The sequence below is a fragment of the Amycolatopsis sp. cmx-11-51 genome (assembly GCF_047608665.1).
In the GTDB taxonomy this organism is placed as follows: Bacteria; Actinomycetota; Actinomycetes; order Mycobacteriales; family Pseudonocardiaceae; genus Amycolatopsis.
The window spans coordinates 521994-543978 of record NZ_JADNQO010000003.1 but is presented as its reverse complement, the minus strand read 5'-3'; the positions used below and the strand labels follow the sequence as shown (position 1 = coordinate 543978).

Annotated in this window: 21 protein-coding genes, 1 pseudogene and 2 riboswitches; of the genes and pseudogenes, 11 read left to right on the top strand and 11 right to left on the bottom strand. The window is 69.7% G+C overall.

Features of this window, described 5'->3' with window-relative positions; translation table 11 throughout:
• Positions 1-13: 13 nt before the first annotated feature.
• On the bottom strand, positions 14-670 hold the full coding sequence (locus ACM6LU_RS15990) for a TetR/AcrR family transcriptional regulator (RefSeq protein WP_414938457.1): 657 nt from the start codon (positions 668-670) through the stop codon (positions 14-16).
• Between the two features lie 137 nt (positions 671-807).
• On the opposite strand from ACM6LU_RS15990, the gene ACM6LU_RS15985 reads away from it, so the two are divergent.
• On the top strand, positions 808-1452 hold the full coding sequence (locus ACM6LU_RS15985; protein WP_414938456.1) for an SRPBCC family protein: 645 nt from the start codon (positions 808-810) through the stop codon (positions 1450-1452).
• 44 nt (positions 1453-1496) lie between these two features.
• Positions 1497-1862: a hypothetical protein gene (locus tag ACM6LU_RS15980; protein ID WP_414938455.1), complete on the top strand. Its 366-nt coding sequence runs from the start codon at positions 1497-1499 to the stop codon at positions 1860-1862.
• Positions 1863-1900: 38 nt separating this feature from the next.
• Here ACM6LU_RS15980 and ACM6LU_RS15975 read toward each other — a convergent pair whose 3' ends face one another.
• Genes ACM6LU_RS15975 through ACM6LU_RS15950 form a run of 6 tightly spaced genes read right to left on the bottom strand, consistent with a single transcriptional unit; the run spans position 1901 to position 9632 of the window.
• Positions 1901-2734 carry an ECF transporter S component gene (locus tag ACM6LU_RS15975; protein WP_414938454.1) on the bottom strand — a complete coding sequence of 278 codons (834 nt, stop codon included), beginning with the start codon at positions 2732-2734 and terminating at the stop codon, positions 1901-1903.
• The gene (locus ACM6LU_RS15970) at positions 2731-4326 is read right to left on the bottom strand and encodes an ABC transporter ATP-binding protein (RefSeq protein ID WP_414938453.1); all 1596 of its coding nucleotides are present in this window, start codon (positions 4324-4326) and stop codon (positions 2731-2733) included. The genes ACM6LU_RS15975 and ACM6LU_RS15970 overlap by 4 nt, the downstream gene beginning before the upstream one ends.
• Positions 4323-5450 carry an energy-coupling factor transporter transmembrane component T gene (locus tag ACM6LU_RS15965; protein ID WP_414938451.1) on the bottom strand — a complete coding sequence of 376 codons (1128 nt, stop codon included), beginning with the start codon at positions 5448-5450 and terminating at the stop codon, positions 4323-4325. The genes ACM6LU_RS15970 and ACM6LU_RS15965 overlap by 4 nt, the downstream gene beginning before the upstream one ends.
• Positions 5450-6373 carry an ABC transporter substrate-binding protein gene (locus tag ACM6LU_RS15960; protein WP_414938450.1) on the bottom strand — a complete coding sequence of 308 codons (924 nt, stop codon included), beginning with the start codon at positions 6371-6373 and terminating at the stop codon, positions 5450-5452. Before ACM6LU_RS15960 ends, ACM6LU_RS15965 begins: the two co-directional genes overlap by 1 nt.
• Before the next feature lie 14 nt (positions 6374-6387).
• Positions 6388-6969: a flagellar hook-length control protein FliK gene (locus tag ACM6LU_RS15955; RefSeq protein WP_414938449.1), complete on the bottom strand. Its 582-nt coding sequence runs from the start codon at positions 6967-6969 to the stop codon at positions 6388-6390.
• Complete coding sequence (locus ACM6LU_RS15950; protein WP_414938448.1) at positions 6966-9632, bottom strand: hypothetical protein; 2667 nt, start codon at positions 9630-9632, stop codon at positions 6966-6968. Before ACM6LU_RS15950 ends, ACM6LU_RS15955 begins: the two co-directional genes overlap by 4 nt.
• 103 nt (positions 9633-9735) lie before the next feature.
• Positions 9736-9804, bottom strand: a riboswitch (cobalamin riboswitch).
• Between the two features lie 131 nt (positions 9805-9935).
• Positions 9936-10066, top strand: a riboswitch (cobalamin riboswitch).
• 31 nt (positions 10067-10097) lie between these two features.
• On the opposite strand from ACM6LU_RS15950, the gene ACM6LU_RS15945 reads away from it, so the two are divergent.
• Entirely contained in the window at positions 10098-11105 is a 1008-nt protein-coding gene (locus tag ACM6LU_RS15945; protein WP_414938447.1) for a prenyltransferase/squalene oxidase repeat-containing protein, read from the top strand.
• A 232-nt stretch (positions 11106-11337) separates the two neighbouring features.
• On the opposite strand, the pseudogene ACM6LU_RS15940 reads toward ACM6LU_RS15945, so the two are convergent.
• From ACM6LU_RS15940 to ACM6LU_RS15930, 3 genes and pseudogenes are all read right to left on the bottom strand, one after another.
• Positions 11338-11817 (bottom strand): annotated as a pseudogene (locus ACM6LU_RS15940) (LLM class flavin-dependent oxidoreductase); the annotation flags it as partial.
• Between the two features lie 119 nt (positions 11818-11936).
• Positions 11937-14315, bottom strand: coding sequence for a LuxR C-terminal-related transcriptional regulator (locus tag ACM6LU_RS15935; protein ID WP_414938446.1), 2379 nt, complete (start codon positions 14313-14315; stop codon positions 11937-11939).
• 47 nt (positions 14316-14362) lie between these two features.
• Entirely contained in the window at positions 14363-14959 is a 597-nt protein-coding gene (locus ACM6LU_RS15930; RefSeq protein WP_414938445.1) for a QsdR family transcriptional regulator, read from the bottom strand.
• A gap of 140 nt (positions 14960-15099) precedes the next feature.
• Here ACM6LU_RS15930 and ACM6LU_RS15925 point away from each other — a divergent pair, with 140 nt between their 5' ends.
• The 6 genes from ACM6LU_RS15925 (at position 15100) to ACM6LU_RS15900 (ending at position 20683) form a co-directional block, all read left to right on the top strand.
• Positions 15100-15957, top strand: a complete 858-nt coding sequence (locus ACM6LU_RS15925; protein ID WP_414938444.1) for an alpha/beta hydrolase family protein — start codon at positions 15100-15102, stop codon at positions 15955-15957.
• Positions 15958-16037: 80 nt separating this feature from the next.
• Positions 16038-16787 carry an ABC transporter ATP-binding protein gene (locus ACM6LU_RS15920; RefSeq protein ID WP_414938584.1) on the top strand — a complete coding sequence of 250 codons (750 nt, stop codon included), beginning with the start codon at positions 16038-16040 and terminating at the stop codon, positions 16785-16787.
• On the top strand, positions 16774-17478 hold the full coding sequence (locus ACM6LU_RS15915) for an ABC transporter ATP-binding protein (RefSeq protein WP_414938443.1): 705 nt from the start codon (positions 16774-16776) through the stop codon (positions 17476-17478). Before ACM6LU_RS15920 ends, ACM6LU_RS15915 begins: the two co-directional genes overlap by 14 nt.
• Before the next feature lie 10 nt (positions 17479-17488).
• Positions 17489-18367, top strand: a complete 879-nt coding sequence (locus ACM6LU_RS15910; protein ID WP_414938442.1) for a branched-chain amino acid ABC transporter permease — start codon at positions 17489-17491, stop codon at positions 18365-18367.
• A 1-nt stretch (position 18368) separates the two neighbouring features.
• Positions 18369-19373, top strand: a complete 1005-nt coding sequence (locus ACM6LU_RS15905) for a branched-chain amino acid ABC transporter permease (RefSeq protein ID WP_414938441.1) — start codon at positions 18369-18371, stop codon at positions 19371-19373.
• A complete protein-coding gene (locus tag ACM6LU_RS15900) occupies positions 19370-20683 on the top strand; it encodes an ABC transporter substrate-binding protein (RefSeq protein WP_414938440.1) in 1314 nt (437 codons plus the stop codon). Before ACM6LU_RS15905 ends, ACM6LU_RS15900 begins: the two co-directional genes overlap by 4 nt.
• 19 nt (positions 20684-20702) lie before the next feature.
• On the opposite strand, the gene ACM6LU_RS15895 is transcribed toward ACM6LU_RS15900, so the two are convergent.
• Entirely contained in the window at positions 20703-20864 is a 162-nt protein-coding gene (locus tag ACM6LU_RS15895; RefSeq protein ID WP_414938439.1) for a hypothetical protein, read from the bottom strand.
• A 6-nt stretch (positions 20865-20870) separates the two neighbouring features.
• Between ACM6LU_RS15895 and ACM6LU_RS15890 the strand changes: the two genes are divergently transcribed.
• On the top strand, positions 20871-21353 hold the full coding sequence (locus tag ACM6LU_RS15890) for a MarR family winged helix-turn-helix transcriptional regulator (RefSeq protein ID WP_414938438.1): 483 nt from the start codon (positions 20871-20873) through the stop codon (positions 21351-21353).
• A 130-nt stretch (positions 21354-21483) separates the two neighbouring features.
• The gene (locus ACM6LU_RS15885) at positions 21484-21918 is read left to right on the top strand and encodes a DUF6292 family protein (protein ID WP_414938437.1); all 435 of its coding nucleotides are present in this window, start codon (positions 21484-21486) and stop codon (positions 21916-21918) included.
• Positions 21919-21985: the final 67 nt, after the last annotated feature.

Here is a 21985-nt window from a genome sequence, read left to right as displayed (position 1 = left end):
GACCCGCCAAGAGTCACGCAACCCGAAGCCCTCCAGCCAAGAGGTCTTCCAGTTCGGCCGCGAAGAGCACGGCGGGATCGAACCCCATGCCCGCGAAGTGCCCGGCGAGTTCGAGGGACAGGACACCGTGGATCCGGGTCCAAAAAATCAGGGCACGACGGAGCACCGCGGACGACACCGGTTTGCCACCCACCCAGTCACGATGGTCGTCGAGATGGACCTCGAACGGCGTCGCCCGCCCACCCACGGTGCACGCGTCATGGACGTCGAGCAGCACGTCCATGATCTCGTTCGAGATCTTCGTGGTGTCGTCGGGCGCGCGGTAGCCGGGGATGGGCGTGCCGTAGACGAACAGGTATCGCTGAGGGGCCGCCAGCGCCCAAGCCCTTATGCCGTAGGCGACTTCGGCCGCGCCGCCTGACTCCGCGGCGGCTTGGACGGCGTCGGCGAGACTTCGGTAGGCATCGCGGATGAGGTCCGTGATCAAGTCGTCGCGGCTGGCGAAGTACCGGTACAGCGCGGGGCCACTCATGCCCACATGCTTGGCGATCGCGTTGAGGGACAACGCGGACACGCCCGTGGTGGCGAGTTGCTCCCACGCGTACTGCTTGATCTCCGCGCACACCTGAGCCCGGTAGCGCTCACGCGAGGTCTTCGCGTCCGTGTCCATCGACTGCTCCTTCCGGGCCCGCCGCCGTATTTAGTTAGAGGTTATCACTTTTCCTATTGACACTCACTCTATCTTGGTTATAGCTTCTAATTATCACGAGCGGCACTAACCGGCCGCCCCGGACAAGGAGAAGAACCATGACGGACACCCAGCCCGCCCCCAAGACCCGCCACCGCACCGCCGCCCGTGCCGCCGTGCTCGCTCTCCCGCTGGCCATCGGTCTGCTGGGCGGCGCCGTCACGCCGGCCCAGGCCGCCACCGCCGCCGCCCCGGCCCCGCTGTCGTGCCAGGGCAAGACCATCGACACGAAGGCCCCGATCCACTACCGAACCGAGACCATGATCAAGGCTCCGCTGAACAAGATCTGGCGGCTGCAGACGGACGTCGAGCGCTGGCCGTCCTGGCAGGAGCCGGTCCTGACCACCAAGCGCCTGGACTGGGGCCCGCTCCGGAAGAACTCCCGGTTCCGCTGGACCACCCCGGTGCCGCCCACCGCCACGACCCCCGCGACCACGCTGTCGATCACCTCGACCGTGCACCAGATCCAGCGCGGGAAATGCATCCGCTGGAGCGGTCCCGCGGTCGGCGAGGGCCTGAGCATCGACAACGGCATCCACGTCTGGAACTTCACCGAGGTCAAGGGCGGCGTCCTCGTCCGCACCGAAGAGAACTGGTCCGGCGCCCAGGTCGAGGCCAACGTGCCCACCGCGACCAAATTCCTCGGCTGGGGTCTCGAAGCCTGGCTGAAGGACCTCAAGGCCACCGCCGAATCCCACTGCTGACCCACACCCACGAACCCCGCCCCGCCCCGCCTTCAGGAGAAACGATGTCCACCCAGACGCTCGACCGCGAAACCATCGTCCGCCGCGCCCCGCGCTCCGTCATCATCTCGGCCTGGGCCGTCCCGATCATGATCATCGGCCAGTTCGCGATGATCGCCATCGTCCCGGTCGCTCTCGTCCTGATCGGCACTCTTCGCGACACCCGGCTCAAGGCGCTTCGCTGGGGCGCGATCGCCCTCACCGCCGCCTACCTCACGCCCCTGACCCTCTGGGCGATCGGACCAGAACGCGCCCAGAGCCTGTCCAAGGACATGCACCCCGTCTTCGCCGCGATCATCGTGGCCGTCGGCACGGCGTTCGCCGTCGCGTACCACCTCCTTCGCAGGAAGTCCCGCGCCGACGCCGCCTGATCGCCATCGCACGAAAAGCCACAGCAGCAAGTTTGCGCCTAAATGCGCGGCCGTCCGTCCGTGAACGAAGGAATCACGCCGTACGAAGCCTTTCGCGAAGCCCGCCGCAGGGTCGCCAGCACGGCGGGCCCCAGCACCAGGATCGCGACGGTGTTCGTGATCGCCCGCCCGGTGTCCCAGCCCGCCGTCGAGGTCAGCAGCGTGAACACGGCGAACCGGTGCAGGTTCTCCAGCAGCGGAGCGCCGGGAACGTACGAAATGTGCCCGTCGTGGTACGGCACTTGGGCGTCGGTGATGAACGGCCAGAACCACAGGTTCATCAGGAATCCGAACACATACGCGACGAAGATCCCGTAGGCCACCAGCATCGCGATCTCGGCCTTGCCGGTGACCCGGCGCGGCAGCAGTCCCGCGCCCATCCCGATCCACGCCGAGCACATCATCTGGAACGGCAGCCACGGCCCGACTCCAGCGGTCAGCAACGCCGACGCGAACAGTGACGTGCAGCCCAGCACGAAACCGAAGCCGGGACCGAGCACGCGTCCGGCGAGCACCAGCAGGAAGAACACCGTCTCGATGCCCGCGGTCCCCGCGCCCAGTGGCCGCAGCGCCGCGTTCACCGCCGAAAGCACGCCGAGCATCGCGAGGGCCTTCGAATCCATGCCCCCTTCGGACATTTCGGCCAGCACGATGACGATCAGGATCGGGAGGATGCCGATGAACACGAACGGCGCGTCCGGGCCGTGCTGCATCGACTGCGGTTCGACGCGGACCAGCAGCGGCCACACGAACATCATCAGCCCGGCGAGCGACGCGAGCCCGAGAACCGTCGCCGAGCGCGGGCCCAGCCGGACGGCGGGGGCGGTGTTCACCGGACCTCCTGCGGGAGCGCCGAGCGGACGTCGTCGACGGTGAGCCACGGTTCGCCGAGGATCTTGGCGACCTGTGTCGCGAACGACGGCGAGCCACCGAGCACCTCGCCGGTCGGGCCGTCGGAGACGACCTCCCCTTCCGCCATCACGACCACGCGGTGCGCGATCGTCGCGACGAACTCGACGTCGTGCGTGGCGACGACCACCGCCTTGCCTTCGGCCGTCAGCGACGCGATCATCTGCGCCAGCGCGGATTTCGCGGTGTAGTCGAGGCCTCGGGTGGGTTCGTCCAGCAGCATGATCCGCGGTGCGGCGGACAACTGCACCGCGAGCACGAGCGCGAGACGCTGCCCCTCGGACAGGTCGCGGGGATGCGACGTGGGGTCGATACCCGCAGCGAGCCTGTCGAGCAGGCCCCGGCAATAACCCGGTTCCGCGCCCGACTCCTTGTCGGCGGCCTCGCATTCGGCGGCGACGGTCTGCAGGTACAGCAGGTCGCTCGCGGTCTGCGGCACCATGCCGACGAGGGCGCGAGCCGCGGCGCTGCTCAGGGTCTTCGGGTCCTTGCCCTCGACGGTGACCTTGCCGCCCTGCCGCGGGCCGGAGCCCTGCACCGCCCACAGCAGCGACGACTTACCGGAACCGTTGCGGCCCATCATCGCCAGCACCTCGCCGGCACGCAGGGTGAGATCGACCTCCCGCACCGCGACCTTCGGCCCGTACCGCACGACGACTCCGGACGCGGTCAGCAACTTCTCACCAACGGTCACGGTCCGGACCGGCGGGATTCCCAGTGACAGTGAGCAAGCCCGGCGACGAGCGTCGCGCACCGTCATCGGCAGCGGGACCCAGCCCGCCAGCCGTCCCAATTGGACGATCGGCGGCGCGATCGGCATGTCCTTCAGCACCTCGGGTGGCGTACCGTCCACCACTCCCCCGGTGCCGGGGACATAGATCATCCGGTCCGCGAACGGGATCACGCGTTCCATCCGGTGCTCCGCCATGAGCACCGTCGTGCCGAGGTCCTCCACCAGTCTGGCCAGCGTCGCCAGTACCTCTTCGGCCGCCGTCGGATCCAGCGCGGACGTCGGTTCGTCCAGCACGAGCACCTTCGGGTGGGTGGTGAGCACCGAGCCGATCGCCACCCGCTGCTGCTGCCCGCCGGACAGCGTCCGCAAGGCGCGCCTGCGTAGTTCGGCGATACCGAGGAGATCCAGGGTTTCCTCGACGCGGCGCCGCATCACCTGCGGGTCGAGGCCGAGTTGTTCCATGCCGTACGCCAGTTCGTCCTCGACGGTGTCGGTGACGAAGCCCGCGAGCGGGTCCTGGCCGACGACGCCGACCAGGTGTGCGAACTCGCGCGGCGGCCGGGACCTCGTCGTGATGCCGTCGACGGACACCGTGCCGTCCAGATGACCGCCGGTGAAATGCGGGACGAGACCGTTGATCGTGCCGAGCAGCGTCGACTTCCCCGCCCCCGTCCGACCCGCGAAAAGCACGAGTTCGCCTTCACCGATGGACAGCGTCACATCGGACAGCACCGGCTCGGAACGGCCGTGGTAGGTGAAGGAGACCTGATTCAGTTCGATCATGCGTGCGCTTCTTTGTCGTGCGCTGCTTCTTCGAGCGCGGCGTGCGGGGGTTCGGGCACCGGGGTCAGGAAGGCGGGCAGCACGCCGATCAGCACCCCGAGCAGCGGCCCCCACGACAGCAACGGCCAGGACAGGTTGATCAGTGACGGGTTCATGTTCATCGGGTTCACGGCGGATGTCGTGAACAGGACCGCCGCCACGCCGATCCCGCTCGCGGCCACGACGAGTTCGGGCAGATGCCAGCGATCGGGCCGGTAGCGGGTGCGCTGGACCCGTTTGCCCGCGGACCAGAATCCGGCGAGCCCGACCACCACTCCGGCGGAAAGCACCGGCGCGGCGAGATACCGGGGTGTCGAACCGTCCAAAGTGGCGTAAACGCCGACACAGACGCCGATCAGGCCGATGATCATCAGTGTTCCGGTGAGCAGCCGGGCACGCGCTTCGACCATTCCCGCGCGGCCGTAACCGCGTGAGTCCATCGACGCGGCGAGCTGCAGCGAGCGGGAGAGCGCGTCCTCCAGCACCGGGATGAGAACGGTGTGCAGGGCCTTCACCTTCTTCTTGCCCGAACCACCCCGCAGCTTGCGGGCCCGTCGGACCCGCAGCACGCTCTCGGCGAGTTGCGGGAACACCGACAGCGCGACGATCACCGCGGTGCCGACCTCGTACAACGCCGGCGGCATCGCCTTCAGCAGGCGTTTCGGGTTCGCCAACGCGTTGGCCGCACCGAGGCAGATCACCATCGTGGCCAGCCGCATCCCGTCGTAAAGCCCGCCCAGCAACGATTCCGCGGACACGTCACCGAAGAGCCGGATCCCGGCCGCCCATTCGGGCAGCGGGATTTCGGGCAGCCGCAGGATGATCGTGGACCCCTCGGCGCCGCCGAACACGATGCGGAAGAACACGCGGATCGCCACGATGAACGCGCCGAGACAGAGGTAGAGCCGGAACGCCAGCGCCCACGGCGCTTCGGAGCGCCGGGCCACGACGACGTACCCCGCGACGGCCACGATGGTCAGCAGCAGCCACGGGTTCGTCGTCCGGGTCGCGGCGACGGCGAGCCCGAGCGCCCACACCCACCAAGCGGCCGGATGCAGGTCGCGCGGCAGGAAATAGGACGTCATCAGGCTCCCTGCGCGCTTTTCCGTCTGCGTGCCAAGAGGAATCCGGCTACGCACAACGCCAGCACGGCGCCGCCCGCGACCCAGGGTGCCCAGTCATCGGCACCGGACTCGCGTTTGATCACCGCGTTGACGTCCTCGGCGTTCTCGCCGCCGGTGAACGCGACGTTCGTCGACGGATCCTTCGCCTGCGGCCGCGCCGAGGCACTCGGACGCGGCTTGGGCGGCGGAAGCGCACCGGAACTCGGGCCCGCGGCGGGGGTTTCCCCTGGCCCCGCCCCGGCTTCCGCTGTCGACTGCTGTCCGTCGCCCGTCTGCTGCTGCCCGTTGCCGCCCTGCGGTCGCTGCTGCCGCTCGTTGGGGTCGTCGGTGACCGGCTTGGCCTCCTCACGCGGTATACAAGGCTGGCTCTCGGTTCCCGGGCGCACGGCGGAGACCCGTGGGATCGGGTTGGCCTCCGCGGTGGCGTTCAGCGAGAACGACCAGCCTTCGAAACCGCCGGGGATGAAGTCGCGGTTCTTGACACCCCACTGGCTGTAGTCCCACGCGCAGTTGTTCGAGGCGTGCCAGTACGACCAGTAGGCCTGCGCCGGTGGCGTGTCGATGCACAGCTCGCGGTACCTCTCACGGCCGGCGATCGGGACGTTCTCGGCCGCCGACGGCCGGTTCTCGACCCGGCAGACGAAGGCCTCGCCCCACCGCTGCACGCCCGCGATCTGGAAACCCGCGCCCCTGAGCGCGTCCAGCCCGGTACCGCGGGTGGGCTGCGGGTCGCAGCGCACGATGGTCGTGCCCCCGAGTTGCTGGAAGTCGACGACCACGGTGACCCCGGTGGCGTCCTTGCAGAAACCCGGGTGCCCCTTGCTCTGGTCGACCGCGTGGGCGGCTGGGGCCGAGGCGGCGATCAGGAAGATCACCGCCACCACCCCGAAGACCCTCCTCATTGGACAGTGCGAGCCGGATTGGTCGGCGTGACACCGGGCGGCGGGTTGGTCGTGGCCGACTTGTTCAGCGAGAACGACCAGCCCTCGAAACCACCGGGGACGACGTTGCGGTTGAGCGCGCCATAGCTGCTGTAGGTCCAGGTCGACCCGGAACCGTCGGCGTTCCAGTAACCCCAGTACGCGCCGGCGGGCGGGGTGTTGACGCACGGCTCCTTGTAGTTCGGGTTGCTCGAAAGCGGGACGGTCTCCGTCGCGGACGGACGGCCCGCCAGGCGGCATACGAAACTGAGACCCCAGCGAGCGGTGCCCGCGACGGCGATCCCGGCGTCCTGCAACGCCTTGATGCCGGTGCGGTCGGTGCCGGGGTTCGCGTTGGGCGAGCACCGGGTGATCGTCGGCGCGGCGGTGCCGCCGAGCTCGCCCAGTTCCTGGAAGTCGACCACGACGGTGACGCCGGTGAGGGCGTCGTTGCCGGTGCAGATCCCGTTGTACCCCGCGGCCTGTGCGGGCGCGGCCACGGCGGTGGCGAGTCCGGTCAGTCCGATGAGGACGGACGAGACGGCGAGCAGTTTTCTCACGGTGTTGCCCCCTTTGTCTTGATGAAACGGCGAAGCAGGAAGACGAGCACGATCGCGGCGGCAAGCAGGAGCACCGCGATACCGACGAGCCCCCAGGTCATCCACATCGGCTGAGTGGACTGGGCGGCGGCCTGCAACTGGGTGCCGGACGCGGCGTTCGCGGCGTCGACCTCCGAGAGCGGCAGACGGATCGCGGGCGACAGCGGCGAATCCGCGGCGGTGAGCCAGGATCGGCCCGCGACACCCTGCGCGGCGGCCAAACTGGTCGGGAAGTCGGTCTTCCCGTCACTAGCCACGACGGATCCCTTGGCGAAACCGCCGTCGGCCTGCACCAGCTTGCCCAGTGACCGCGCGGTGCCGCTCGCGTCGAGGCCCGCGATCTGCCGTGCGGCCGCGACGGAGGCGCTGAGCGCGACATCCGGCTCACCGGCCTCCCCGGTCACCATGCCGGCGCCGGTCGGCCGGACGCCGAGCGCGCCCACCGCGGAGACGAACGCCGCCACGCGCCGCTCGGACCAGCCGTCCGGCCGTTCGGTCGGCGGTGCCGCGTCGGTGAACGGCCGCACCGCGAGCGCGGTGACCGCGGCGGCGGTCGCACCGAGGTCCCCGGAGCCGCATTCCGCGGTGTCGAGGTGCTTCGGGAAAGTGCCGTCGGCGCATTGGCGCGAGAGCAGCAGTTCGATCGCGGCGCCGGGATCGGCGGCGGTGGCGAGAAGCGCCCAAGCGTGCCGCTCGACCGTCTCGTCGGCGTCGGCGAAGGAACCGGTGTCGGTGAACTTGCCGTCCTGGCCGCGGAGCTCCACCAGATCGGCGCGCAACTGACCGGCGACGTCCGCCTTCGCGAATTCGGCGACGAGCACGAGTTTGGCGAGCGGTTCGGCGTAGGCCGCCCCGCTCTGTTCGTACGGCGCACCGTGGGCGTAGGCCCGCACGGCTTCGGGGGTGAGCAGGAACTTCGACGCGCGAGCGACCGTGTCCGGCCGCTCGTCCAGTGACCTCAGCGCCAGCACGAGATCGGCGGTGGCGTCGTAGTCGACGTAGGTCTTGCCGTCCTCGGTCACCTCGACGTGGTCACCGCCGACGAGCCGGTTCGTCAGGTACGCGCCCAGCCGGGAGGCCGGGATCGCGCCCGTGGCCGGAACCGCCGCGGACGGCGGAACCCGTGCGCCTGTGGAGGCCTTCGGTGTGGCCGCCTTCTTGGGCTTCGGCGTGGTGTTCTTCGGCGCGGGCTTGTTCGCCTCGGGTTTGGCCGCGGGCGGGGTGTTCGTGACGATGACCGTGCTCGGCGCCGGCGGGCTGGTGAAGAGAGAGGAAGACGTTCCCGGTGTCGGCGTCACCGACGTCGTGGTGGTCGTGGTGGTGGTGGTGGTCGTGCTGGTCGGCGCGGGATCGCTCGTGGCCGACGTGGGCAAGCCCGTCGTCTCGGTCGGGGCGGTCGTCGGGCTTTCCGAGACGCTGCTCGTCGGCGGCACGGTTCCCTTCGTCATCGCCGAGAACCCGATCTGCGAGAGGCCGAGTGAGGCCTGGGCGCCGGAGCGGATCCAGGTGTCGAGTCCGCCGATCCCGTTGGCGCGCGCGGCGACGTAGGAATCCGGGTTGTAGGCGATCGCGCCGAGGTCACCGGCGAGCCTGTTGCCCGAGTCGGCCGCGGCGTTCGCCTGCGCGGATTTGAGGAACCGCACGCCCTTGTCCACCGCCGCGTCCGCACCACCGACGTCGGCGAGCGCTTGGAGGATCAGCCCGGTGCTGTTGGTGTTCGGGGCTTCGGTGCCGACGCCGCCACCCCAGCCACCGCCGGGAGTCTGGTTCGCGACCAGCCAGGACACCGTCTTGGCGATCGGGCCGTCGAGCCCCGCGGCACCCGCCTTCCGCGCGGCCAGCATCGCCGACAGCGCGAGACCGGTGGCGTCACCGTCCGAGGGAGACAGGTCGAACGGCTTGCCCTCGTCGCAGGTCGAGACCTTGTAGCCGGTCGGCGTGACGTGATCACCGGTCTCGGTCGTCTTGATGTAGCCGAAGAAGACCCGGAAGTAGCCTTCGGAACACTGCTGCGTCACCAGCTTGCCGATGGCGAGCTGGTCGTTCTCACCCACCGCGGCGAGCCCGATCACGCCGAGCGCCTGGCCGAACATGTTCGCGTTGTTGCTCAGGGAATCGGCGAGGGCGGGGTCTTTCGAGTAGTCGCTGACCCGGCCGATGTCGGGGCCCTTGCGCATGATCGCGGCCTTGGTCTCGGCCACCATGTCGTAGCCGTCGAAGTTCCGGGGATCCCGGCCCGCGACCTCGGCGGCGACCAGGGTCTTGGCCGCGGCGCCGCCGACGATGACCTTGTCGTACCCGGCGCCGGGTACGAGGCCGTCCCAGGTGAAGTAGTCGGTCGCGTGGCCCTGCTCGTCGAGGAACTGCACGATCGGCTCGGCACGCGCGCCCTCGCCCGAGGCGTACATCGCGAACAGCACGTCGAGCATCAGACCGTGGTCGGGCAGCTCGCCGCCGCTGGGGTTCTCGAGGGTGCCGTCCGGCTTCAGCTTCGTCGCGAGCCAACGGGAGTTCGCTTGCGCCGCGTCGCGGTCGCTGGCGGCCGTCGCCGTGCCGGTGAGCAGTGCGGCGACTACGCCGACACTGACGGCGAACGCCGATGCGGCCAGGTACCCGCGGCGCATGACTCCTCCTTGCGGCCGTGACGGAGGACAGGCGCGGGGCGCCGCAGTCACCCCTGTTATCGCGACAGTGGTTCGGACTTCTGGATCGTGCATCCACCCGTGCGGCATCCCGGCTCGCCCTGGTCAAGGGGCCCACGGTTGCGCGACAGCGCCGGATTTCGACCGGCTTCCCCGTCACGGGCGGCGGTGTTGAAGTTGTCGAGCCCGCCGAGGTTAACACCCGATTACCCGAGGCAGGCACCGCTGACCAGGTCGGTCGCCAGGATCACATCGATACTCGCGCCCGGCGGTACCCCGGCGCTTGCCAGGGATGAGAGTCTTCGGATCGTCAATTCAGCGCGGCCGTGGGGGAAGTCCGGTGAGAGTCCGGCGCTGTCCCGCAACGGTATGCCTCCAGGCGAGCCCGGTCACCCACGTCGCGCGGTGTCACCGACTCCTGTCGTGGACGTGCGGGAAAGGGTTCTCATGAGACGTTTGGTCCTCACTGTCGCCATGCTGTGCGGCATCGGACTGGTCGCCGCTCCGGCGGCGACCGCGGCCACCCACAACAAGGCGGACGCCGCCGCGGGATGGCTCGCCAGGCAGATGACCGACGGGGAAAGGTTCGAGGCCGATTTCGGCGGCCAGAAGTTTCCCGACCAGGGCTTGACCATCGACGCCATCTTCGCGTTCGCTGCGGCGGGCGTGTCGAACACGAACGCGGGCAAGGCGATCACCTGGCTGGCGAAGCCGGAGATCACCACGGGGTACGTCGGCAGCGGCACCGAGGCCTACGCGGGCGCGCACGCCAAGCTGATGCTGGCCGCGCAGATCCGGGGCAAGAACCCGGCGTCGTTCGGCGCCGTCGACCTGAAGGCGGGGCTGCTCTCGCTGCTCGTGCCGTCCGGCCGGTTCTCCGACCGGTCCGAGTACGGCGACTACTCCAACGCCTTGTCGCAGTCGCTCGCCCTGCTGGCGCTGGACCGCACGCCGTCGGGCGCTCCCGCGTCGGCCGTGACGTTCCTCGCGGGCACCCAGTGCGCGGACGGCGGTTTCCCGCTGAACTTCGGCGAAGCGACGTGCGTGAGTGACGTCGACTCGACCGCGACGGTCGTGCAGGCCTTGCGCGCCACCGGTGACGCGGTGAACGCCGGCGAAGGCACCTCCTGGCTGGTCACCAAGCAGCACGCTAACGGTGGCTTCGGCGTCGGCGCGAACGCCCCGAACTCCAACAGCACCGGCCTCGCCGCGGAAGCGCTGGCCGGTCACCGTCCCGCCGCCGCGGTCAAGGCGCGGGAATTCCTGCGGTCGCTGCAGACCGGCTGTACCGGTGCCGTGGCGGACCGCGGTGCGATCGCCTACGACGCCACCGGCCTGAACCCGGCGACCGCTCCGCGCGCGACCGCGCAGGCGATCCTCGGCCTGGCAAGGGTTCCGTTGAGCGACCTGCACGGCGGTGGCCGTCCGCAGGCCCCGGTGCTCGCCTGCCCGTGACGTCACCTCGTGAGCGGTGAGGACGGTTTTATCGAGGGGTAAGGGCAACTGTCTCGTGTTCGTGGGCGGGTCGCCGAAGGCTCCCTTCGCCGTTTCGTGGCGACGCGGTCCGGGGCTTCTTCATGAAGGAATCGGGACCTTGAGCGTCCCGATTCCTTCATGAACGCGGATGGCGCTGGAGAGCCCGGCGCAGGTAGGCGAATACCGATCCGCCTCTACGCTATTCACCCACTCACGAGCCTTGGACGCGGAGCGGCTCGACGGTCTTCGCCAGCTCGTCGAGGTGTGCCAGTGTCTCGGCCTCCGGCAGCGTCGGCAGCATGAGGGAGACTTCGTCGACCCCGGCGTCGGCGAGTCGTCGCAGCAACTCGGGATCGGCCGGGGCGCCGAACACGCTGATCCGGACGTCTTCGCGGCCCTGGTCGGCGAGCCAGGACCGGACCCGGCGCAACTCCTCCGCCGGCGTCACGAAATACGGCGGCCAGCCGTCGGCGTGCTCGGCGAGCCGGTTGAGCCCGGCCGGGCCCTGACCGGCGACGTAGATCGGCGGATGCGGTTTCCGCACCGGCTTCGGCCAGGCGTAAACCGGGTCGAAGTCGACGTGCTTCCCGTGGAACTCGGCCTCGTCCTCGGTCCAGATCTCCTTGAGCGCCTGGAGTTGTTCGGTCAGCAGCGCGCCTCGCGTCCGCGGGTCGACGCCGTGGTTGCGCATTTACTCTGCAACGACTCCCCTGGCCTGCCCGGTATTCCCGCTTACCGCCATTAGAGGACTACTTGCGGCGGTCGGTGTGCCCCAACGACCGCCATTAGAGGACTACTTGCGGCGGTCGGTCACTCCCCGGCGGCGACGCGGCGCGCGAGTTCCACGCGTGACCGGACCCCCAGGGCCGTGAAGATGTTCCGCAGGTGGTGGTCCACGGTCCGGTGGCTGATCACCAGCCGCCGCGCGATCTCCTTGTTCGTCTCCCCCGCCGCCACCAGCCGCGTGATCGCGTCCTGCTGCGGGGTGAGTCCGGCGAGGGACCGGTGCGGCGCGTCGACGGTCTCGCCGGTCGCGCGGAGCCCGGCGCGGGCCCGGTCGGCGAACCGGGTCGCGCCGACGTTTTCGAAGCCGCGCAAGGCATCGCGGAACTGGTCGCGCGCGTCCCTCGTCCGCCGGTGCCGTCGCAGCAGGATGGCGTAGGCGAACCGGGTCCTGGCGAGTTCCACCGCGCCGCCCGCGCGCCGGTGCGCCTCGATGGCCAGCCGGAAGTGCCGCTCGGCCACCATCGGATCCGACGCGGTCAGCGCGTGACAGCGATGGCTGAGGGCGAGCCAACACGGCTCCGCCCCCGCCAAGGTCCAGCGGTCGAACACTTCCAGCGCCGTCCGCGCGCGCTCGGGCCGCCCGGAGTGCACCGCGGCCTCGACCAGTTGCGGCGTGGCGAGCACGCGGATCACCGGCTGGTCACCGGAAACGCCGGACGCGAGATCTTCGAGCCTGCTCAGGGCGTCGTCCGGCCGGTCGTCGGCGAGGTCGAGGCAGGCGTTGGCCCACGCCGCGACGGCGGCGGGCCTGCCGAGACCGCGTTCTGCGATCCCTTCGGTCGCTTCGTCCAGCTCCGGTACGCGGTCCCCGAGGAGCGCGGCGGCGAGCCCGAGCAGTGTCAGGTGTTCCATCCGCAGGTTGTGGGGCGCGCGCGAGCCGTCGCGGGACGCCGCCCGCGCGCACGGGATCCGGTCGAGCGCGATCGCCGAGAGGGAGAGGTAGATCAACGCCCACGGCAGTTCCGCGTGCCGCCTGCCCAGCCGCGCGCGGCTCACTGCCGCGGCCGCGTACTCATGGGCCCGTTCGGCGTGCCCACGGGCGAAGGCCGCTTCGGCGGCCCAGACGGCTCCGGCGACGTCGGCGCCGGACATCCCCCGGCGGACGGCGTCGTCCAGCGGCAGGTCGGCGTCGTCGTGACGTCCGGCGTAAACCGAGGTCATACCGTGGAAGTGCGCGAAGGCGAGGCCTTCTCCGGCCGGAATCGTCCGCGCCAGAGCCCGGTAGCCGCTCAGGTCGCCGCCGAGCCGCCGCGCCTCGCCCGCGAGCAGGAGGGCGGACGCGGGATCCGTCAGCAGTTCCGCCGCCGTGCCGAGTTCGTGGGTGGCGACCGCGGGGTCGCCGTCGCGCAGTTCGATCTCCCCGTGCAGCAACGCCACCGCACCCGGCTCGGCGTCGACCCGCGACAGCAGCAGCCGCGCCCATCCCGGTCTGCCCGCCTGCCAAGCCGCGTCGGCCGCGGCCAGCAGTCGTCTCGCCCGCATCGACGGATCGGCGGTCAGGACGGCGGCGCGTTCGAGTTGCCGCGCCGAGGCCGCGTAATCCACCGCGGAGGCGGCCGCGAGTTCGTCGGCGAGGGGCGCGGACGGCACGGCGGCCGCCATCGCCCGGTGCCAGAGCACGTCCGGTCCCTCCCCCGCGGCGGCCAGATACTCGTGCGCCGCCCGGCGATCCGCCGGTGACGCCGCCGCGTACCAGGTCGCCTGACCCGCCGAAACGTCCATGCAGGTGACGAGAAAGCGCACCCGCTCGGCGGGCGGCATCGCGTCGAGCCGCGCCGTGTACCCGGGCAACCGCTCCCGCAGGATCGGCGAAACCGGCTCCCGGCCCGCCGCCTGCGCGGGAGTCAGCGAAGCGGCCAGCGCGACCAGATCGGCCGGATTACCGCCACCGAGTTCGACCAGTTGCGCCCGGACCCCGGCGGGCACACCTCGGTCGCGCAACAACAGGCCGGCGGCGGAATCGTTCAACGGCGTCAGCTCGACGGTCTCGAACTCGTCCGATCCGGATCGCGACGCGACCACCATCCCGACCGGGGCCCCGGTCAGCCGCCGGGCCGCGAAACCCAGTGCCGAGAGGGATTCCGGGTCGACCCACTGCGCGTCGTCGACCCAGCAGATCGTCGGTGCCGAAAGCGCGCTGAGCCGATCACGCGCCTCCACACCACCGGACACCGGGGCACCGAACATCCGATGCAGGGCGCCATACGGCAACGCGCGTTCGGCCCGCAGGCCCCGCACGCCGACGAGGCGGACACCGAGCGTGGCGCGCAAAGCGGTGAGCAAGGCCGACTTGCCCAGCCCTTCCGCGCCGCGGACCAGCACGGCACGCCCGGCGACCGACCGCAGCCCACCGAAGAGGTCGTCCCTGCCCCGCAACGGGTACACGACGTCCCGGACAGGCATCGGCGCCTCCTCGAATCCCCTTCGATGAAACACCAGGCGCAAGTGTTTCACAAGGTCCGGCTGGGTACCCGCCCCTCCACGAGCGCTCCGAGCAGCGTCGACGCCGCGTCGAGGTCGGGTGTCCGTGACGCGAGGACGTCCGAATACAGGAACGCCTCCCCCAAGCGGACGATCGCGTAACAGAGGCTGTCCAGGCCGACCGCGGGCACGAATCCGCCGTCGTCGACGTCGCGGCGCAGCAATCCGACATGCGCCGCGATGACCCTTGGCTGGACGCGTCCGTCCGGGTCGGTGAGCAGCCGGATCGCCAGCACCGGCTCGTCGTCGAGGAAGCGGCGGAACCCGGCACTCGCCGCGAGTACGGAGCGGTACTCGCGCATGATCGCGAGACAGCGCAGTTCACCGGCCGCGTTGCGCACCACGTCGCCCTCTTCGCGCTCCCAGGTGCTCACGGCGGCCGTCAGGGTGCGCTCGGACAGGTAGTAGAGGGCATCACCGAGCAGGTCTTCCCGGTTGCCGACGCGGCGGAACAGGGTGCTGCGTGAGATGCCCAGATAATGGGCGAAGGCGGAGGTGTCGACGCGGACGCCGCGATCGATCCACCGCGCCGCGGTACGGACTATGTCCTCGGCTGAGCGATTCACGATCGCCGATCGTACGGGCGCCCTGCCCGGCTAGTGCGGCCGCGGACGAAGACTGGCGATTTCGCCGATGCGGTCCCTCGCGTTCGTTTGCCACAGTCCATCACCACGGACTGTGTTCAACGGCGAACGGAGAGGGCACCATGCGTTGTACGACCCGGATCCTTTGTGGACTGGCGACCGTCGCGGCACTCGCTATCGCTCCGACGGCCTACGCCGCCGAGAACCCGTACGAACGAGGCCCGGACCCGACGGAGAACAGCATCGAGGCCTCCCGCGGCTCGTTCGCGGTCTCGGAGACGTCGGTGTCGCGGCTGTCCGTCACCGGTTTCGGTGGCGGCACCATCTATTACCCCACCAGTACCTCGCAGGGCACCTTCGGCGCGGTCGCCATCTCACCGGGCTACACCGCGACCCAGTCGAGCATCGCGTGGATCGGCCCGCGGCTGGCGTCGCAGGGCTTCGTGGTGTTCACCATCGACACCAATACGATCTACGACCAGCCCGCCAGTCGCGGTGACCAGCTCCTGGCCGCGCTCGACTACCTGACCCAGCGCAGCACCGTGCGTTCCCGCATCGACACCTCGCGCCTGGCGGTGGCAGGCCACTCGATGGGTGGCGGCGGTTCGCTCGAGGCGGCACAGGACCGGCCGTCGCTGCAGGCCGCGGTGCCGCTCGCGCCATGGAACACGCAGAAGTCGTGGTCCTCGCTGCGAGTGCCGACGTTCGTCATCGGCGGCGAATCCGACGCGGTCGCGCCGGTGGCTTCGCACTCGATCCCGTTCTACACCAGCATTCCCGCCGCCGCGGAGAAGGCATACATGGAACTGGACAACGCGAGCCACTTCTTCCCGAACACGGTGAACACGACCATGGCGAAGTACACGATCTCGTGGCTGAAGCGGTTCGTGGACAACGACACCCGCTTCGAGCAGTTCCTCTGCCCCGCCCCGGACGACCGCGCGATCAGCGACTACCGGGACACCTGCCCGCACGCGTGAGCCCCTCGGGTCCCGGCGCCCTCGCGCCGGGACCCCCTTTCGCCGTTAGGAGTTCTTGCGTGACCCTGTCGACCTTCGAGATGTCCGGCGTTTCGGTGACCTTCGGTGGTCTCGTCGCGCTGTCCGACGTCTCCCTGACCGTCGCCCCAGGCCAGGTGCTCGGGGTGATCGGCCCGAACGGGGCGGGCAAGACCACGCTCTTCAACGTGGCGTGCGGTTTCGTCCGGCCGGACACCGGCACACTGACCTGGCGCGACACCGAACTGCGGCGGCTGCGCCCGCATCACCTCGCCGGCCTCGGTATCACCCGCGGTCTTCAGGAACTCGGCCTCTTCGACCGGATGACGGTGCTGGACAACGTCTTGGTCGGCGCCGACAGGCACGCGCGGAGCGGCTTCTGGTCGTCACTGGTTGGCCGGACGCGGGACGAGAAGGCCCTGACCGAGCGGGCGATGGCGCAACTCGAAGACTTCGACCTCGCCGACGTCGCCCATCGCTATCCCGCCAGTCTTCCTTATCCCGTCCGGAAACGTGTCGCCCTCGCGCGGGCGCTGGTCAGCGAACCGGATCTGCTCCTGCTCGACGAACCGGCGGGAGGCCTGTCGTCGGCCGAGATCGGCGAGCTCGGTGAACTGGTCCGCGGCCTGACCGACCGCATGTCGGTGATGCTCGTGGAGCATCACATGGATCTGGTGATGAGTGTGTGCGACGAGATCGTGGTGCTGGACTTCGGCAAGGTGATCGCCCGCGGCGCCCCGGACGAGATCCGCGCGGACCCGGCGGTGCAGGCGGCTTACCTCGGCGAGGAGGTGGCCGGTGCTGACCGTTGAGCACCTCTCGGCGAGCTACGGCCCGGTCCGCGCGCTCGATTCCGTGAGCCTGTCCGTCGCCGAAGGCGAGATCACGGCCGTCCTCGGCGCGAACGGCGCGGGCAAGACCACCTTGCTGCGCGCCATCTCCGGACTCGTCCGGCCGACAAGCGGCAAGGTTTCCCTCAACGGCGAGGACATCACCAGAGTGCCCACAGAGGACCTACCCGGACTGGGCCTCGCCCATGTCCCCGAGGGCCGTGGTGTACTGGCCGAACTGACGGTCGAGGAGAACCTGCGGCTCGGCGCGCTCGGCTCCGGCAGCCGCGCGACCCCCCGTCAGCTGCGCCGGATCTACGACCTCTTCCCGGTGCTCGCCGAACGAAAAACCGGCCTCGCGCACGTGCTTTCCGGCGGGGAACGGCAAATGCTGGTGATCGGCCGCGCGCTGCTGTCCCGGCCGAAAGTGCTGCTGCTCGACGAGCCGTCGCTGGGCCTCGCCCCGCGGATCGTGGCGCAGATCTTCGACCTGCTGCGCGGTCTCGTCCGCGACGACGGGCTGGCCGTCGTGCTGGTCGAGCAGAACGCGCGCAGCGCGCTGTCCATCGCCGACCACGGCGTCGTGCTCAACCTCGGCGAGGTCGTCGTCCGGCGGGACGCGGCCGCCCTGGTCGCGGACGACGGCCTGCGGCACGCCTACCTCGGATTCTGAAAGGAGCCTCGTGCAGCAACTGCTGACCACCACGCTCACCGGGCTGACCCTCGGCGTGGTCTACGCCGCGTTCGCCCTGGCGCTGGTGCTGATCTGGCGGGCGACGCGGATCGTGAACTTCGCGCAGGCGCCGATGGCGATGATCACCACCTATCTCGCGCTGGTGCTGATCGACGCGGGCTGGTCGTACTGGCTCGGTTTCGCCGTCGCCCTGCTCTCGGGACTGGTGCTCGGCGCGGTGGTGGAACGGTTCGTGGTCCGGTTCGTCTCCGGCAAGGCCGAGATCAACGCCGTGATCCTCACCCTCGGCCTGTTCATCGTGCTGCACGCGCTGGCGGCGCTGGTGTTCGGCTCGCGGTACCGGTCGTTCCCGGCGCCGTTCGGGCTCACCGGTTTCCAGGTCGGCGGCACGACGATCGCGCTGACCGGGTTCGGCGTGTTCACCATCGTCGCGGTCGGCGTGGTGCTGACCGGGCTCGTGTTGTTGTTCCGTGGCACCGATCTCGGCCTGCGGATGCGGGCCGCGGCCTTCGACCAGGAGGTGGCACGCCTGCTGGGAGTGCGGGTCGGGCGGATGCTCACGCTCGGCTGGGCGCTGGCCGCTCTCGCCGGTTCGCTTTCGGGGCTGCTGATCGCCGGTGGCGGGCTCGTCCACCCGTCCTATATGGACGGCGTGGTCGTGTACGGGTTCGTCGCCGCGGTGCTCGGCGGACTGGACAGCCCGGTGGGCGCGGTCGTCGGCGGCGTCTTGCTCGGCCTGTCACTGAGCCTGGTCAGCGGGTACATCGGCTCGGAACTGGTGCCGCTCGCCGCGCTGGCGATCCTCATGGTGGTGCTGCTGCTCAAACCCGGCGGGCTGTTCGCGAGTGTCCGCGAACGGAGGGTCTGACGTGCTGCGCAGACATCTGCTGTTCGCCCTCGCCGCGCTGGTCGTCGTCGTACTCGTGCTCGAGAACACCGGCCCGTTCCTCAACGCGCAGTTCACCGCGATGGCGTACTTCGCGATCGCGGCGGGTGGCCTGACCATCCTGACGGGACTGAATGGCCAACTGTCGCTCGGCCACGGCGCGCTCATGGCTGTCGGCGCGTACTCGACGGCGTTGCTGCTGAAGTCGGCGGATGCCTTGCCGCTGCCGGTGATCTTGCTGCTGGCGGTGATGGTCACCTTGGCCGTCGGAGCGCTCGTAGGTGTCGCCGCGGCCCGGCTGCACGGGCCGTATCTCGCCGGCGCGACACTGGCGCTCGCCGTCGCCATACCTGGGATCCCGTTGTTCTTCGGCGAATCGCTCGGCGGCGAGCAGGGCCTCGCCGTCCGCCTGCCGGAAATCCCCGGCAGGCTCGCGGACGCCGCGTACTTCGTCACCGGCCAGGAACTCACGTCGATCCGTTATCTCGCCTACGTTTCCTGGCTCGCCGTGCTCATCGTGTTCGTGCTGCTGGCGAATCTCTCCGGTAGCCGCGTCGGCCGCAACTGGCGGGCCGTGCGCGATGGCGACGTGGCCGCCGAACTGGCCGGGATCGACCTCGGCCGCACGCGGGTGCAGGCCTTCGTGGTCAGCGCCGGCTGCGCGGGGCTCGCCGGGGCGCTGATGGCGTTGTCCGCGCGGCTCGCCGCGCCGAGCGGGTTCGCGCTGACGTTGTCGCTACTGCTGGTGTCCGCGGTCGTGCTCGGGGGGTTGGGCAGTCTCGTCGGCGCGCTCGCGGGAGCGGCGCTCCTGACCTTCCTGCCGCCGCTGGTGACCGGCGCGGGAACGGATCTCGGCCTGTCCGACGTCCAGGCCGCGCATCTGGCGCCGTTGATCTACGGCCTGGTCACCGTCCTGATCGTGCTGCTCGCACCGGCCGGACTGGCGGGCGGGCTGCGGAAACTCATCCACCGGAGGAAAAGCCCATGAAGCGCTTGACCAAGATCGTGGCCCTCTTCCTCGCCGTCACGGTCACCGCCGCCTGCGGCGCGGGCGGCAGACCCGAGGGTGAGGAGAAGGGCTCGGCCGTCGGCGTCACCGACACCACCGTCAAGATCGGGGCGCACTTCCCGCTCACCGGCGTCGCCGCGCCGGGCTACAGCGAGATCCCCAGCGGGCACCAGGCCTACTACGACTACGTGAACGCGAACGGCGGGATCAACGGCCGCAAGATCGAGTTCGTGGTGAAGGACGACGGGTACAACCCGACCAACACCAGCGCGGTCACCAACGAACTGGTGCTCAAGGAGGAGATCTTCGCGATGGTCGGCGGCCTCGGCACGCCGACGCACAGCGCCGTCGTCGATTTCCTGAACAGCTCGAAGATCCCGGACCTGTTCGTGTCGTCGGGATCGCTGCGCTGGGGTAACGATCCGAAGAAGGCGCCGTTCACCTTCGGCTGGCAGCCGGACTACGAGAGCGAAGGCAAGATCATCGGCGACTGGGTGCGGAAGAACCTGCCGAACGCCAAGGTCGGTCTGTTCGTGCAGGACGACGACTTCGGCCGCGATGGCGAGAAGGGCGCACGCCGCTTCCTGGACAAGCAGATCGTCGAGGTCGCGAAATACTCGCCGGGCAACACGGACATCGCGCCGCAGATCGCGAAACTCAAGGCCGCGGGCGTGGATCTGGTGCTGGGCTTCAACGTCCCGTCCTACACCGCGCTGTCGCAGCTGGCGTCGCTCAAGATCGGTTTCAAGCCAAAGTGGTTCTACAGCAACGTCGGTTCCGACCCCGCGCTCGTCGGCTCACTGCTCGCCCGGTTCTCCGAAGGCAAGGTGACCAACGGCGCGTCGCTCATCGACGGCGTCCTCACCACCGAGTACCTGCCGGGTGTCGACGCCCAGGACAACGCGTGGACGAAGCTCTGGCAGAAGGTCTGGAAGGCACACGGCAAGGGCGGCGACCTGACGAACTACCGGATCTACGGGATGGCGCAGGCGTACACGTTCGTCCAGGCACTGCAAGCGGCCGGGCGGGACCTGACCCGGGAGCGCATTGTCGAGGTGATCCGGCAGTCCGGCAAGACGTTCGAGGGCCCCGGCTTGGCGCCGTTCCGCTACACCGGCGACAGCCACATGGGCATCTCCGGCATGTCGGTGGTGGAGCTGCACGGCGGTGTCGGCAAGGACCTGACGCCGGTACTGGTGACCGACATCGGCGACGCGCCCATCGAGGCGAACGACTCCGCCGCCAGCGACGCGCCGCCGCCGAACGGCATTCCGGGAGCGGGCAAGTGAGGGGGTTCCCGCAGGTTGTTCAGGTGATGATGTCGGCGAGCCGGTCGACCTCGTCGATATCGAGGTCGGCGTACTCCGCGATGGCCTGTTCGATCGTCCCCCGAGTGGTGCGGAGTACCGCGTTGGCCGCGATCTCCTCGAGGGCCAACCGATAGAAGTCCGAAGCACCACATGACAGCATTCTGTCATGTCCGGTAAGCCAGTGATACGACAGCATACTGTCAAAGTCGGTGATCAAGTCTGCGACGCCTACACCGCCCTGATCGACCAGGTCGGCAGGCTCACCAAGGTCGTCGAGGCGATCGGCAACGGCATCGCCCGGCCCACCGGCCAGAGCTTGGCGCGCTGGCAGGTCCTCGCCGAGATCGACCAGGAAGCCGCGCCTGTCGGGACCATCGCCCACCGGCTCGGCCATACCCGCCAGAGCGTTCAGCGCGTCGCGGATCTTCTCGTCGACGACGAACTCGCCCGCTATCGGCCCAATCCCGCGCACCAGCGGGCCAAGCTGCTCGAAGTCACCCCGGCCGGCCGCGCCGCCTCGCACCGGATGCGGGCGGCCTCCACCCAGCTCGCGTTGCGCACCACCGAAGGCCTCGACCCGGAGAGGCTCGACCTCGCGCGCGAAACCCTCAGCGAGCTACAACGTCGCCTCGAATCCGAACTGCCCTGACCCTTCGGCAGCTTCGGGTTTGAACCGGCCGGTTTCTGGACACCCAGTAACCCGTTGGCGTGAACCTCATTGCCGCGTCAAGCAGACGGCGTCCGATGACGGAGCACCGAGCGTGAGGTGGAGATCGAGCATGGAAGCGGATTTCGGCGAAGCGGCTTTGCACGGCCTTCGACGGTATGTGCGCCGCGTGAGCGAGGAACTCGGGCTCCAAGGGGAGGCGTTCAACGCGCAGACCGAGCCGACCGCGAGCGCGTATCTCGCGCTGGACCGGCGGCTTCCCGACCGGCCCGACCGCGATGTGGCGTTACTCTGGACCGAGCGGCATGGCTGGGCGTTGACGATCGAGACGAACGCCGGTGAGGACCTCGTCGTCGCCGGCTACCTCACCGCCGAATCGCTCCCACCGCCTCAGGTCGTCGCCGAATTCGCCAGAAGCCTGCTCTCGGGCGAACGCTCGCCGAGACCGGAACCGCCGCCCCAGTTCGACGGCGAGGCCGATTTGGCGCACAGACTGGCGGCGTACCCGACTCCCGACGCCGAACCCGCCTTCCCTCGGCACGGGTGATCACCTCGCTCCGTTCTGCGACCTCGTGCCCCGGTGGGTGATGATGGGGCCGGATTCCCGAAACGGA

Coding starts and splice junctions, on each gene's coding strand:
- ACM6LU_RS15990 (WP_414938457.1), bottom strand. CDS start 670: ATGGACACGGACGCGAAGACCTCGCGTGAGCGCTACCGGGCTCAGGTG.
- ACM6LU_RS15980 (WP_414938455.1), top strand. CDS start 1,497: ATGTCCACCCAGACGCTCGACCGCGAAACCATCGTCCGCCGCGCCCCG.
- ACM6LU_RS15890 (WP_414938438.1), top strand. CDS start 20,871: ATGTCCGGTAAGCCAGTGATACGACAGCATACTGTCAAAGTCGGTGAT.
- ACM6LU_RS15950 (WP_414938448.1), bottom strand. CDS start 9,632: ATGCGCCGCGGGTACCTGGCCGCATCGGCGTTCGCCGTCAGTGTCGGC.
- ACM6LU_RS15970 (WP_414938453.1), bottom strand. CDS start 4,326: ATGATCGAACTGAATCAGGTCTCCTTCACCTACCACGGCCGTTCCGAG.
- ACM6LU_RS15920 (WP_414938584.1), top strand. CDS start 16,038: ATGTCCGGCGTTTCGGTGACCTTCGGTGGTCTCGTCGCGCTGTCCGAC.
- ACM6LU_RS15885 (WP_414938437.1), top strand. CDS start 21,484: ATGGAAGCGGATTTCGGCGAAGCGGCTTTGCACGGCCTTCGACGGTAT.
- ACM6LU_RS15895 (WP_414938439.1), bottom strand. CDS start 20,864: ATGCTGTCATGTGGTGCTTCGGACTTCTATCGGTTGGCCCTCGAGGAG.
- ACM6LU_RS15965 (WP_414938451.1), bottom strand. CDS start 5,450: ATGACGTCCTATTTCCTGCCGCGCGACCTGCATCCGGCCGCTTGGTGG.
- ACM6LU_RS15925 (WP_414938444.1), top strand. CDS start 15,100: ATGCGTTGTACGACCCGGATCCTTTGTGGACTGGCGACCGTCGCGGCA.
- ACM6LU_RS15945 (WP_414938447.1), top strand. CDS start 10,098: ATGAGACGTTTGGTCCTCACTGTCGCCATGCTGTGCGGCATCGGACTG.
- ACM6LU_RS15985 (WP_414938456.1), top strand. CDS start 808: ATGACGGACACCCAGCCCGCCCCCAAGACCCGCCACCGCACCGCCGCC.
- ACM6LU_RS15900 (WP_414938440.1), top strand. CDS start 19,370: ATGAAGCGCTTGACCAAGATCGTGGCCCTCTTCCTCGCCGTCACGGTC.
- ACM6LU_RS15935 (WP_414938446.1), bottom strand. CDS start 14,315: ATGCCTGTCCGGGACGTCGTGTACCCGTTGCGGGGCAGGGACGACCTC.